Here is a 12,161-nt window from a genome sequence, read left to right as displayed (position 1 = left end):
GGGCGGGGCCCCCGCCGCTGCTGGTCTGCCACAGCATGGGCGGGCTGGCCGCGCGCGCCGCGCTGCAGCTGGCGGGCGACGAAGACGTCTGCGCCGGCGTGGTGACGCTGGGCAGCCCCCACCACGGCAGCGCGCTGGCGCGCTTTGGCGGCGGCGCCAATGCGCGCCAGATGCGTTGCGGCAGCCCCTGGCTGCGCGCGCTTGCCGCCGCTGAAAGCCCGCGCCGCCGCGCGCGCATGATCTCGATCTTCAGCTGGCATGACTCGATCGCCGGGCCGCCCTGCACCGGCTGGCTCGACGGCGCCGGGCATATTGCGCTGGCCGGCATCGGCCATGTCACGCTGCTGCGCCATCCCGCCGCCGTGCGTGCGGTACTCGACGCCCTCGCAGAGCTGTCCGCCCGCGGGCACTGACACCTGCACCAGCCCGGGCTGTTCCACTTCCGCCACGATTCACATGTCAGTCATGTTTCCGTCACGGCACCGTCATCGCGGGCTGGCTGAATGCAGCCATCGCCGCAACCGGGACTGCCATAGTGCAAGCAATCCGATCTGCCCGCGGGTATTTGTCGAAGACCGCGCAACTGACGCAATGGCTGCGCCGCAGCCCTGAGAGCGACAGCACCGCGCCGCTGACCGCCTTCATGGCGCCGGCCCTGGATGCCGCGCTGGCGCCCCAGCGCGAACAGCAGCAGACCTACCCGGCCGAGCCGCACCCGATCCAGCGCTACCGCGCCATCTGGCTGTCGGACATCCACCTGGGCACGCCCGGCTGCCAGGCCAACTACCTGCTGGACTTCCTCAAGCACAACGAGTCCGACCAGCTCTACCTGGTCGGCGACATCATCGACGGCTGGCAGCTGCGCCGCGGCTGGTACTGGCCGCAAAGCCACAACGACGTGGTGCAGAAGCTGCTGCGCAAGGCGCGCAAGGGCACTGAAGTGATCTACGTGCCCGGCAACCACGACGAGGCCGCGCGCCAGTTCGACGGCGTGGCCTTCGGCGACATCACCGTGCGCGAAGAGGCGGTGCACGTCACCGCCACCGGGCGCCGGCTGTGGGTGGTGCACGGCGACCTGTTCGACGGCGTGGTGCAGCATGCGCGCTGGCTGGCCTACCTGGGCGATTCGCTGTACACGGTGATACTGGCGCTGAACCGCCACTTCAACCGGCTGCGCGCGCGCCTGGGCTTCCCGTACTGGTCGCTGTCGCAGTTCCTCAAGCACCAGGTCAAGAACGCGGTCAACTACATCGGCGCCTTCGAGAGCGCGATGGTCGATGAAGCGCGCCGCCGCGGCTGCGACGGCGTGGTCTGCGGCCATATACACAAGGCCGAGATCCGCGAGGTCAACGGCCAGCTCTACTGCAACGACGGCGACTGGGTCGAAAGCCTGTCGGCACTGGTCGAGACCATGGAAGGCGAGCTCAAGATCGTCTACTGGACCACGCTGCTGGACGCGCCGGCCCCGGCCACGCGCCGCCGTCGCCGCGCCGCCGTGGCGGGCTGATCCCCGCCTGCCACCCATTGCCCCATCCGCATTGCCCTTCCACCGCGCCCGAGGAGGCTGCATGAAGATCCTGATCGTCACCGATGCCTGGGAACCGCAGGTCAACGGCGTGGTGCGCACGCTCAAGTCCACGCGCCGCGAACTGGAAGCCATGGGCCACACGGTCGACATGATCACGCCGCTGGAATTCCGCACCGTGCCGTGCCCGACCTACCCCGAGATCCGCCTGTCGCTGTTCCCGGCGGTGCGCGTGCAGCGCCGCATCGAAGCCTTCGCGCCGGACGCCCTGCATATCGCCACCGAAGGGCCGCTGGGCCTGGCCGCGCGGCGCCACGCGATCCGCCGCCGGCTGCCCTTCACCACCGCCTACCACACGCGCTTTCCGGAATACGTGCAGGCACGCTTCGGCATCCCGCTGGCATGGACGTACCGCTTCCTGCGCTGGTTCCACGGCCCGGCCCAGGCGGTGATGGCGCCCACCCCGGTGGTGCTGGACGACCTGCGGCGCTATGGCATCACCAACGCCGTGCTGTGGACGCGCGGCGTGGACCTGGACGTGTTCACGCTGCAGCGCCCCAATGTGCTCAACACCGCCCACCCGATCTTCCTGTACGTGGGCCGCATGGCGGTGGAAAAGAACGTCGAGGCCTTCCTGGCGCTGGACCTGCCCGGCTCCAAGTGGGTGGTCGGCGACGGCCCGGCGCTGCCGGCGCTGCGCGCGCGCTATCCGGGCGCCAACTACCTGGGCGTGCTGAGCCAGCCCGAGCTGGCCCGGGTGTATGCTTCGGCTGATGTGTTCGTGTTCCCGAGCCGCACCGACACCTTCGGGCTGGTGCTGCTGGAAGCGCTGGCCAGCGGGCTGCCCGTGGCCGCCTATCCGGTCACCGGCCCGATCGATGTGCTGGGCGACAGCCCCGCCGGCGTGATGCACGAAGACCTGCGTGAAGCCTGCCTGGAAGCGCTGCGCATCGACCGCGCCACCGCCCGCGCCCACGCCGAGCGGTTCTCCTGGCGCGCCGCCTCCGAGCAGTTCCTGGCCCACCTTCGGCCGTTCGCTGCCGGCAAGCCAGGCCGCGACAGCGCAGCGGCCCAACCCGCCCCGCAAAACCATGTCCAAACCCCATCCGGAACTGCCGTCCGACCCGCCTCTGCAGAGGCCGCCGCAGGCAGTCCAGAGCGCTGACTATTCGATCGAGCAGAACCCCCACAAGGGCAACCGCGGCCTGACGCGCGCCTGGCATGCGGCCATCAATTCGCTGTCGGGGCTGCGCTATGCGGTGCTCGAGGAAAGCGCGTTCCGCCAGGAACTGACGCTGGTGGTGATCCTGGCGCCGTGGGCGTTCCTGCTGCCGGTGGACGTGGTCGAGCGCATCCTGCTGCTGGGCACGCTGCTGGTGGTGCTGATCGTTGAGTTGCTCAATTCCAGCGTCGAGGCGGCGATCGACCGCATTTCGCTGGAGCGGCACAGCCTGTCCAAGCGTGCCAAGGATTTCGGCAGCGCCGCGGTAATGCTGGCGCTGGTGCTGTGCGGCGGCACCTGGGTCGCCATCGCCGGGCCGCACGTGGTGCGCTGGGTGCGGGCGCTGGCGGGCTGATCCGTCACTCGCCGGGGATGCCGGATGGGGTGGCCGGGCCGATTGCTTATAATCGCTACCCTGCCCCCCGACTTACTGATCGCACCGATCGCCCGGACGCCCATGGAACCGAAACCGCAAACCGGCCCCCGCCGCACCAGGGACCGCATCCTCGACGTCTCGCTGCGCCTGTTCAACGAAGTCGGCGAACCCAACGTCACCACCACGACGATTGCGGAAGCCATGGAGATCAGCCCCGGCAATCTCTACTACCACTTCCGCAACAAGGACGACATCATCAACTCCATCTTCGTGCGCTTCGAGCAGGAGATGGAACGGCGCCTGAAGATGCCGGACGACCACAAGGCCACGCTGGACGAAAGCTGGGGCTACCTGCAGTACATGTCCGAGTTCCTGTGGAACTACCGCTTCCTGTACCGCGACATCAACGACCTGCTGGCGCGCAACCGGATGCTGGAGACCAACTTCAAGCGCATCGTCGAGCAGAAGAAGCGCTTTGCGCACGAGATCTGCCGGCAGTTCATCGAAGACGGCGAAATGGAAGCCACGCCCGATCAGGTCGAGACCATCTGCACCAACATGGTGGTGATCGCCACCTACTGGCTGTCGTTCCAGTTCGTGCAGCATCCGCGCCAGTACAACGACCCCGAGCAGATCCGCGGCTACCTGCACGGATCAAGCTACCACATCTTCTCGATCCTGGCGCCCTACCTGCGCGGCCGGGCCCGGGATGCATTCGACCAGCTGGCGCGCGACTACGCGGCAGCCAAGGCCGCAGCCGACGCGGCAAAGGAAGCAAAGTGAAATCGGTCTGCGTGTATTGCGGCTCCAGCCCCGGCAACCGTCCTGAATACGCCGAAGGCGCGCGCCTGCTCGGCCGCACCCTGGCCGAAAGCGGCCTGGCGCTGGTGTACGGCGGCGGCAAGGTGGGCCTGATGGGCATCGTCGCCGACGCCGTGATGGAACATGGCGGCAGCGCCATCGGCATCATCCCCGACGCGCTGATGCAGAAGGAAGTCGGCCACCAAGGGCTGACCGAGCTGCACGTGGTGCGCAACATGCACGAGCGCAAGCAGATGATGGCGGACCGTGCCGACGCCTTCATCGCCATGCCGGGCGGCGTGGGCACCTTCGAAGAGCTGTTCGAAACCTTCACCTGGCTGCAACTGGGCTACCACGACAAGCCGGTTGGCCTGCTGAATGTCAACGGGTTCTACGACGGCCTGCTGGGCTTCCTTGCGCACGCGGTGCAGGAAGGCTTCATGAAGCAGGTGCATGCCGACCTGCTGCATGTGGCAGACACGCCCACCGGCCTGCTGGGCCAGCTGGCGGCCGCGCCGCGCGTGCGCGTCGACAAGTGGCAACAGGCGCGCGACAAGACCTGAGCGCGCCCCTGCTGCCGGCCTGGTTCAGAACGACGAGCCCGGCTGCCGCAGGAACGCCAGTTCCTGCTCGGTGCTCTGCCTGCCCAGCACCGCATTGCGGTGCGGGAAGCGGCCGAAGCGCGCGATGATCGCGCGGTGCTTCTCGGCCCACTCCACCACATCCACCACCCCGCCGCTGGCCTCGCGCAGCTGCGTCATCAGGCGCACCGCCTCGTCCTGGTCCTCCAGCGCCTCCGAATGTTCGAACGGCATGTAGCAGAACATGCGGTGGTGGTCCGTGGGCAGCTTGCGGTCCATGCCGGTGGCGACGATACGCCTGGCCAACGCCAGGGCCAGCGCATCGCTGCCAAAGCTGCGTGGCTCGTTGCGGAACATGTTGCGCGGGAACTGGTCCAGCAGCACCACGCGCGCGCAGGCGCCTTCGGGCGTGACCGACCAGTCGTCCGGTGCCCCGTCGCAGGCGACCTGCCAGTCGGACAGGAAGTTCGTGCGGATCTGCGCATCGAAGGCGTCCGACTTGGTGAACCATTGCGGGCGCTCGGTATTCCAGGCGGCAGAACCGGGCCGGCCGAACCAGAAATCGAGCAAACGCAGGGCGTCTTCAGGCAGTTGGTCTGTCATGAACTTGGGAACCCTTTCGGTGGAAAGAAGCGAGCGGCGGCGCCTCAGCGCGCCACGTTGCGCATCCAGTCGGCGGTCTGGAAGAAGGCCTGCATCAGGCGCAGCTGCAGGTCTTCGGACAGGCCGATGTCCTGCATTGCCAGCGCCATGCAGCGCATCCACTGGTCGCGCTCGCTCATGCCGATCTCGAACGGCATATGGCGCGCGCGCAGGCGCGGATGGCCGAAGCGCTCGATAAAGTGGTTGGGGCCGCCCAGCCAGCCGCACAGGAACCAGAACAGCTTGTCGCGCGAGCCATCCAGCGAGGGCGGATGCAGCGCGCGCAGCCCGGCGAACTGGGTCTCAAGGTCCATCAGGTCGTAGAAGCGGTCGACCAGTTCGCGCACGCGCGCCTCGCCGCCCACCAGTTCAAATGCGGTCACCTCGGCCGTGCCGGGCTTGTCGTTGGATTCAGTACTCATCACACACTCGTTCTACGCAAGCTGCCTCAGGCATCACGCAAGGTCGCCAGCGCAGGCTGGCGCAGCACTTCGCGCAGGCCCAGCCAGCCGCCGGCAAAAGCGCACAGCATGCCAGAAACCACGCCTACCGGCACGATCCAGGCATTGAAGCGGTACGGGAAATCGAACACGAACTGCGACAGGCCCCAGCCCACCGCGATCGCGCCCAGGCTGGCCAGGAATCCGGCCAGGCCGCCCACCACCAGGAATTCGGCGTACTGGGTCTGGCGCACCAGCGCGGCCGAGGCGCCCAGCGCCTTGAGCAGGCCCGCGTCGCGCATGCGCTCGTCGCGCGCGCCGGACAGCGCCGCGTACAGCACGGTCACGCCGGCGGCCAGCGTGAACACAAAGAGGAACTCTACCGCCGCGATCACCTGGTCCAGGATGTCCTGGATCTGGCGCAGGATCAGGTCGGTATTGACCACGGTGATGTTGGGGAAGGCCGCGATCAGCCGGTTGCCCAGCGCCGTGCTGGCGGGCGGCAGGTGGAACGACGTGATGTAGGTCTCGGGCAGCCCCTGCATCGCCTGCGGCGGCAGGATCACGAAGAAATTGACGCGCATCGAGCCCCAGTCGAGCTTGCGCAGCGAGGTCACGCGGGCCTGCACCGCCTGGCCGGCCACGTCAAAGTGCAGCGTGTCGCCCAGCCGGATGCCCAGCGTCTTGGCGATGCCCTCTTCCACCGAGGCGCCGGCGTCCGAGCCGTTGGACCAGCGCCCGGCAATCACGCGGTTGCCCTCGGGCAGCGCATCGGTATAGGACAGGTTGAATTCGCGCTCGACCAGGTTGCGCGCGCGCCCGTCCTCGAAGCTGTCGCCGCGGATGGCGCGCTCGCCGATATGGGTCAGGCGCCCACGCACCATCGGGTAGAGCAGGTCGTTGATGCCGGCGCCGGCCAGCATCTGGCGCAGCGGTTCGCGCTGGTCCGGCTGGATATTGATGATGAAGCGGTTGGGCGCGTCGGCCGGCGTGGCCTGGCGCCACGAATCGACCAGGTCGTTGCGGGTCATGCCGAGCAGAAGCAGCGCCATCAGCCCCACCGCCAGCGCCACGGTCTGCAGCACCGTGACTCCGCGGCGGCGTTCCAGCACCGCCAGCGCAAAGCGCCAGCCCATCGCCGCGCGCCCGCGCAGGCGCCCCCGCAGCAGGCGCGACAGCAGCGTCAGCAGCCCCAGCGCCAGCACCGCGAAGACCACGCCCGCCGCGACAAAGCCGCCCGCGGTGGTAAGCCCCAGCTTCAGGTCGCGCGCCGCCACCAGCAGCAGCCCCACAAAGGCGCCCAGGCCCAGCGCATAGGCCACCCAGGCCGACACCGGCGGCAGCCCGATATCGCGCCGCAGCACCCGCAGCGGCGCCACCCGGGTCAGCGCCAGCAGCGGCGGCAGCGCAAACCCGGTCAGCAACACCAGCCCGGCCAGCACGCCCACCAGCGCCGGCAGTAGCGACGGCTGCGGCAGCGACACCTTGAGCAGCCCGCCCAGCGACAGCAGCAGCCCGTAGTGCGCCAGGTAGCCGAGCAGCACCCCGGCGAGCGCGCCGGCCGCGCCCACCAGCAGGAATTCCAGCCCGAAGGCGCGCAGGATCTGCCCGCGCGACAGCCCCAGGCACTTGTAGACCGCGCAGGCATCGGTGTGGCGCTGCATATAGCGGCGCGCCGACATGGCAATGGCCACCGCCGCGATCATCGACGACAGCACCGCCACCAGCGACAGGAAGCGCTCGGCGCGGTCCAGTGTGGCGCGCATCTGCGGCTGGCCCGATTCCAGCGACTCGACCCGGGTATTGCGCAGCTTGCGGCGTCCGATCTCGTCCTGCGCCCATTTCTGGAAGGCGGCGCCGGCGGCGTCGGGGCCGGCCACCAGCAGCCGGTAGGTCACGCGGCTGCCCCAGCCGATCAGCCCGGTGCTGTCCAGGTCCGACAGCGGCATCAGCACACGCGGCGCGAAGTTCATGAAGCCGGTGCCGCGATCAAGTTCCTGCGTGATGATGCGGTCGATGCGGAAGCTGCGGCTGCCCAACTGCAGGGTGTCGCCAATGGCAACCCCCAGAGCGCCCAGCAGCGCCTCGTCGACCCACACCGTGCCCGGCGCGGGAATGCCTTCGGCGGGAGCATCCGGCGCCCCCGCCGCACTGGCTACCTTGAGCTTGCCGCGCAGCGGATAGCCGTCGGTCACGGCCTTGAGCGCGGCCAGCTGGCTGGGGGCGTCGCCGCCGGCCGGAGCCTTGCCGTTGGCAGTAGCCATGCTCGGGAAGGTGACGGTCTGGGCCACGGCCAGCCCGGCCGCTTGCGCACGCTGCGCGAAGGCGGCATCGAAGGGCTGGTCAGCCACCAGCAGCACGTCGGACGCGATCATCTGGCGCGCGTCGCGCTCCAGCCCCAGCCGCATGCGGTCGGCCATGAAGCCCACGCTGGTCAGCGCGGCCACGGCCAGCACCAGCGCAAACAGCAGCAGGTAGAGCTCGCCGGCCAGCCAGTCGCGCCGCGCCATGCGCAACGCCTGGCGCCAGGCGGAGAAGCGGCCGCCATGCGCGGGGCGCGTGCCGGCGGGGTTGGCGGCCGTGGCCGGGGCTTCTATGGCGGACTCGGGAGGCATCGGTTGGTTTGGTTCTTGGTTTCTGGCGGCGGCGCGCCTCGGGTCAGTCAAAAAAAACGGGAATGGCCGGGAAGCTAGCGAGGTGTGCCAGGCCGCTCAGTCCTGCCGCGCAGGCTCGCATGCAGCCGGCGCACGCCGCGCCACAATTTCGGCAGCAACCACACTGACACCAGCAGGAAGACCACCAGCAAGACCAGGAACACCACCGGCAGGAAGAACGCCAGCAGCAGGCTGCCGGTCGCGGTCAGGTCTTCAGTGAATGAGGCCGTCCAATTGGAGAACGGTTCCGGCGACACATTGATCAGCGCGCGCGTGCCCGCCTTGACCGCATGTGCGGTGCCGGCCAGCGTGCCGCCGATCAGCCCAGCGGCCACCATCCACTGCGGATCCAGCTGGCCGAAGGCGGCGGCGGCCAGGATCGCGCCGGCGGGGATGCGGATGAAGGTATGGATGCCGTCCCAGACGGTATCGAACGCCGGCACCTTGTCGGCGACGAATTCGGCCACGGCCAGCACGGCGGCCACGCCGATGACCCACCAGGATTCCAGTGGCTGCAGCCCGGGCGGCAGGTCCAGCCAGCCCAGGCGCGCCAGCACGCCGGCGGCCAGCACCGCAAGGTAGAGGCGAAAGCCGCTGGCCCAGGACATGCCCGCGGCCAGCGCGGCGGTTTCCAGCATGGCGCTCCTTGCAAGGGTGTGGCGCAAGCCGATGCAAACCACGGCGCGCCTGGCAGGGAGTGTAATACGGACCGGGCCGCGCAGCCGCGCGCCCGTCGGCGTCATGCCGCCTGGCTGGCTCTCAGTTGTCTTCCTTGCCGCCCGGCCCGAACCACGGCAACGCCTCCTGCGGCGTCAGGATGCCGGCCGGCTCGGCCATGGTGTAGCCGGGCAGCGCCTCGATGCGCCGGGCAAAGGCCGGGTCGGCCAGCAGGGCCAGCAGTGCTGCCATCCAGCCGGCGGTCTGGTCGTTCTTGCGCAGCGCCAGGTAGTAGGCCTCGCGCGTCAGCGGCACGAAGGCCAGCCCGTGGGCCTCGGCATTCATGCGCAGCCCGAAACCGGCCTGCGCGCGGCCGCCGTGCACGGCCTCGGCCACCTTCTCGTTGCTGAACTCGGTCTCGTCGTAGCCGGCGATCTGGTCCGGGTACAGGCCCTGCGCGGCCAGCAGCTGGTCGAACAGCATACGCGTGCCCGAACTGCGCTGCCGGTTGACGAAGCGCGCCTGGGTGCGCGCCAGCTCGCGCAGGTCATGCACCTCGCGCGCCACCTCCGGCGCCAGGATCAGCCCCTGTTCGCGCCAGGCCAGCCGCAGCAGCCGCACCGCGGCCGGCCGCAGCCACTTGCGCAGCGTCACATGCGCGACCGAGCCCGCGGTCTGCACCGGCGAGACATAGAAGCCGGCCAGTTCCGACTGCCGCTCCTGCAGGCAGATCAGCCCCTCCACGCTGCCGCAAAACACCGTATCGAGCTGCAGCGAGTTTCTTGCCTCGCCCAGTGCGGCGGCCAGCACCTCCACCGCCGGGTCATGGCTGCCGGTGAAATGCACCTGCGACTGCGGCTGCTGGGCATCGTCCAGCTCGGCAATGAAGTCGGCCATGGCCTTCTGCACCACCGGGTCGACCGATTCGCGCAGGCGCAGCTCGGCGCGCAGCAGGCGTTCGCCAAAGCGCGTCAGCGAGGCACCGCGGCCGCGCTCCATATCGAGCATGCTGCGCCCGAGCATTTCCTCCCAGGCCCGCATCACGCCCCAGGCATGGCGGTACGACAGGCCGATCTCGCGCGCGGCGCGGTGCAGCGAGCCGGTTTCACGCACGGCCTTGAGCAGTTGGAAGACCTTGCCGTTGGCGCGCGGATTGTCGTCGGGCGCGATCACGGGGAACAGGTCAAAGCGGAAGGTCATATGTCCTCCGCAGCATATTTACTTATCGATCTCGGCTGGACCACAATGAATACCCCATTCTTATGTTCTTTTGCCGCATTTTCCATGAGATCCAAAGGCAAAAGCAATTATGTCCAACAAAACATAATACAAAGGGAGCCCACTGCATGCCGCCTCGCCTTGCCCAACGCCTGCGCCACCCTGTGCGCCATCTCGTCGCGATTGCCTGCGTAGGCCTGCTGTCGGCGGCCCATGGCGGTGAACTGAAGCTGGCCACCACCACCAGCACCGAGAACTCGGGCCTGCTGAAGTACCTGCTGCCGCGCTTCGAGCAAAGGGCAGGCGTCACCGTCAAGGTGATCGCGGTCGGCTCGGGCAAGGCCATGAAGATGGGCGAGATGGGCGACGTCGACGTGCTGCTGGTGCACGCGCGCAAGATGGAAGACGCCTTTGTCGCGGCCGGCTACGGCGTGAACCGCCGCGACGTGATGTACAACGACTTCATCGTGGTCGGCCCGGCCAGCGACCCGGCAGGCCTCAGGAGCATCCAGGGCGGCAAGGACGTGCTGGCGGGGTTCCGCAAGCTTGCCGGCAGCGGCAGCAAGTTCATTTCGCGCGGCGACAACTCCGGCACCGACGTGATGGAGAAGGACTACTGGAAGCAGCTCGGCATCGAGCCCAAGGGCCAGCCGTGGTACGTCAACGCCGGCCTGGGCATGGGCGAGGTACTGACCATGGCCGCGCAGATGCCGGCCTATACCCTGTCGGACCGCGCCACCTACGGCGCCTATCGCGCCAAGACCGGCCTGGCCATCGCCATCGAAGGCGACCCGAAGATGTTCAACCCGTACGGGATCATCGCGGTCAATCCCGCCAGGCATGCGGGCATCAACCATGCGGATGCGATGAAGCTGGTGGAGTGGATCACGTCAAAGGAAGGGCAGGACGCGATTGCCGGGTACAAGGTGGAAGGCGAGCAGCTGTTCTTCCCGAGCTACAAGGCAAAGTAAGCCCCTGGCCTGCTGCCCCGGCCCGCTCAGCCGGCCTCTGCCTCCAGCCGCGGCAACTGCGGCAGATCCGCCGCCACCTCGGCGATCATGCGCCGGATCCACATCACATCCGGCGCCGCGTGGCAGCGCTCATGCCACAGCTGATAGAAGCGCATGCGCGGGAACGACACCGGCGAGGGCACCATGCGGATCGGCAGGTACTGCGCATAATGCGCGGCAAACTGGCGGCCGGTGGTAAAGACCATATCCGTCTTCATCAGCACATATGGCACCAGGCCGAAATACGGCAGCGTGACCTGGATATTGCGCTTGTAGCCCTGCTCGGCCAGCGCCTGGTCGATCATGCTGCGCTGCATCGACGCATAGGGCGCCGGCGCCAGGTGCGGCATCTCCAGGTAGTGCTTGAGCGTCAGCCCCTTGCGCGCCAGCGGATGCTGCGCGCCCAGCATGCACACCACCTCGTCGTCGAACAGTGGCGAGATATGCAGGTGCTCCGGCGGCGATAGCCAGTTGCCGACCACGATATCCAGCTGCCCCTGTTCCAGGTCGTCAAGGAAGTCCGACGACGACGTCATCGGATGCACGAACAGCTTGGCGCCCGGCGCCAGCCGGCGCACGCGCTCGACGATATTGGGCAGGAAGAAGGCGTCCAGGTAGTCCGGCGCGCCCAGGTGGAAGGTGCGCGTGGTGGTGGCCGGGTCGAACTGCTGTGGCGGGCGCGCGATGCGGTCCATCGCCGCCAGGCTCTGCTCGGCCAGCGCCAGCAGTTCGCGGCCGCGCTCGGTCGGCACCATGCCGTTTTTGCCCCGCACCAAAATGGCATCGCCGGTGATCTCCCGCAGGCGCTTCAGGGTATTGCTGATGGCGGGCTGGGACTGGCCCAGGCGCACGGCCGTGCGGGTCACGCTCTGCTCGGTCAGCAGGGTGTGAAGCACCCGCAGCAAATATGTATCGAGATGGTCGCGTCCGTGCATGGCGATGGCGGCCCTCCGGCGGGGGCCGGATGGGTGGCGTGGGGGATGGGAACGGCGCATAGTGTATGACAGGCGCCCCACAAACGGTCAAATCACCTCC

The 12,161-nt window shown here is 68.4% G+C and carries 12 protein-coding genes and 1 pseudogene; 7 read left to right on the top strand and 6 right to left on the bottom strand.

What is annotated here, in order from left to right; translation table 11 throughout:
- From CF68_RS38335 to CF68_RS14545, 6 genes and pseudogenes are all read left to right on the top strand, one after another.
- Positions 1–413 (top strand): annotated as a pseudogene (locus CF68_RS38335) (acetyltransferase); the annotation flags it as partial.
- 119 nt (positions 414–532) lie between these two features.
- Positions 533–1,507, top strand: coding sequence for a UDP-2,3-diacylglucosamine diphosphatase (locus CF68_RS14565; protein ID WP_035819927.1), 975 nt, complete (start codon positions 533–535; stop codon positions 1,505–1,507).
- Between the two features lie 61 nt (positions 1,508–1,568).
- Positions 1,569–2,690 (top strand): glycosyltransferase family 1 protein, encoded by a 1,122-nt coding sequence (locus CF68_RS14560; protein WP_035819926.1) that lies wholly within the window; start codon positions 1,569–1,571, stop codon positions 2,688–2,690.
- Positions 2,617–3,102, top strand: a complete 486-nt coding sequence (locus CF68_RS14555) for a diacylglycerol kinase (RefSeq protein WP_084187240.1) — start codon at positions 2,617–2,619, stop codon at positions 3,100–3,102. The genes CF68_RS14560 and CF68_RS14555 overlap by 74 nt, the downstream gene beginning before the upstream one ends.
- A gap of 102 nt (positions 3,103–3,204) precedes the next feature.
- Positions 3,205–3,906: a TetR/AcrR family transcriptional regulator gene (locus tag CF68_RS14550; RefSeq protein ID WP_035819924.1), complete on the top strand. Its 702-nt coding sequence runs from the start codon at positions 3,205–3,207 to the stop codon at positions 3,904–3,906.
- Entirely contained in the window at positions 3,903–4,487 is a 585-nt protein-coding gene (locus CF68_RS14545) for a TIGR00730 family Rossman fold protein (RefSeq protein ID WP_035819922.1), read from the top strand. Before CF68_RS14550 ends, CF68_RS14545 begins: the two co-directional genes overlap by 4 nt.
- Before the next feature lie 24 nt (positions 4,488–4,511).
- Here the strand turns inward: CF68_RS14545 and CF68_RS14540 are convergent, their stop codons facing one another.
- The 5 genes from CF68_RS14540 to CF68_RS14520 form a co-directional block, all read right to left on the bottom strand.
- Positions 4,512–5,108 carry a DUF924 family protein gene (locus tag CF68_RS14540; RefSeq protein ID WP_035819920.1) on the bottom strand — a complete coding sequence of 199 codons (597 nt, stop codon included), beginning with the start codon at positions 5,106–5,108 and terminating at the stop codon, positions 4,512–4,514.
- 44 nt (positions 5,109–5,152) lie between these two features.
- Positions 5,153–5,569: a group II truncated hemoglobin gene (locus tag CF68_RS14535; protein WP_035819918.1), complete on the bottom strand. Its 417-nt coding sequence runs from the start codon at positions 5,567–5,569 to the stop codon at positions 5,153–5,155.
- Between the two features lie 26 nt (positions 5,570–5,595).
- Complete coding sequence (locus CF68_RS14530) at positions 5,596–8,202, bottom strand: ABC transporter permease (protein ID WP_035819916.1); 2,607 nt, start codon at positions 8,200–8,202, stop codon at positions 5,596–5,598.
- A gap of 74 nt (positions 8,203–8,276) precedes the next feature.
- Entirely contained in the window at positions 8,277–8,879 is a 603-nt protein-coding gene (locus tag CF68_RS14525; protein WP_035819914.1) for a DUF4126 domain-containing protein, read from the bottom strand.
- A 121-nt stretch (positions 8,880–9,000) separates the two neighbouring features.
- Positions 9,001–10,098, bottom strand: a complete 1,098-nt coding sequence (locus CF68_RS14520; protein WP_035819912.1) for a substrate-binding domain-containing protein — start codon at positions 10,096–10,098, stop codon at positions 9,001–9,003.
- Positions 10,099–10,244: 146 nt separating this feature from the next.
- On the opposite strand from CF68_RS14520, the gene CF68_RS14515 reads away from it, so the two are divergent.
- Entirely contained in the window at positions 10,245–11,087 is an 843-nt protein-coding gene (locus tag CF68_RS14515) for a substrate-binding domain-containing protein (protein WP_035819910.1), read from the top strand.
- Between the two features lie 26 nt (positions 11,088–11,113).
- Here the strand turns inward: CF68_RS14515 and CF68_RS14510 are convergent, their stop codons facing one another.
- Positions 11,114–12,061, bottom strand: coding sequence for a LysR substrate-binding domain-containing protein (locus CF68_RS14510; RefSeq protein WP_010809162.1), 948 nt, complete (start codon positions 12,059–12,061; stop codon positions 11,114–11,116).
- Positions 12,062–12,161: the final 100 nt, after the last annotated feature.

The sequence above is a fragment of the Cupriavidus sp. SK-4 genome, from assembly GCF_000611125.1.
GTDB classification, from domain to species: domain Bacteria; phylum Pseudomonadota; class Gammaproteobacteria; order Burkholderiales; family Burkholderiaceae; genus Cupriavidus; species Cupriavidus necator.
This window is presented reverse-complemented; position numbering and strand designations above follow the sequence as displayed.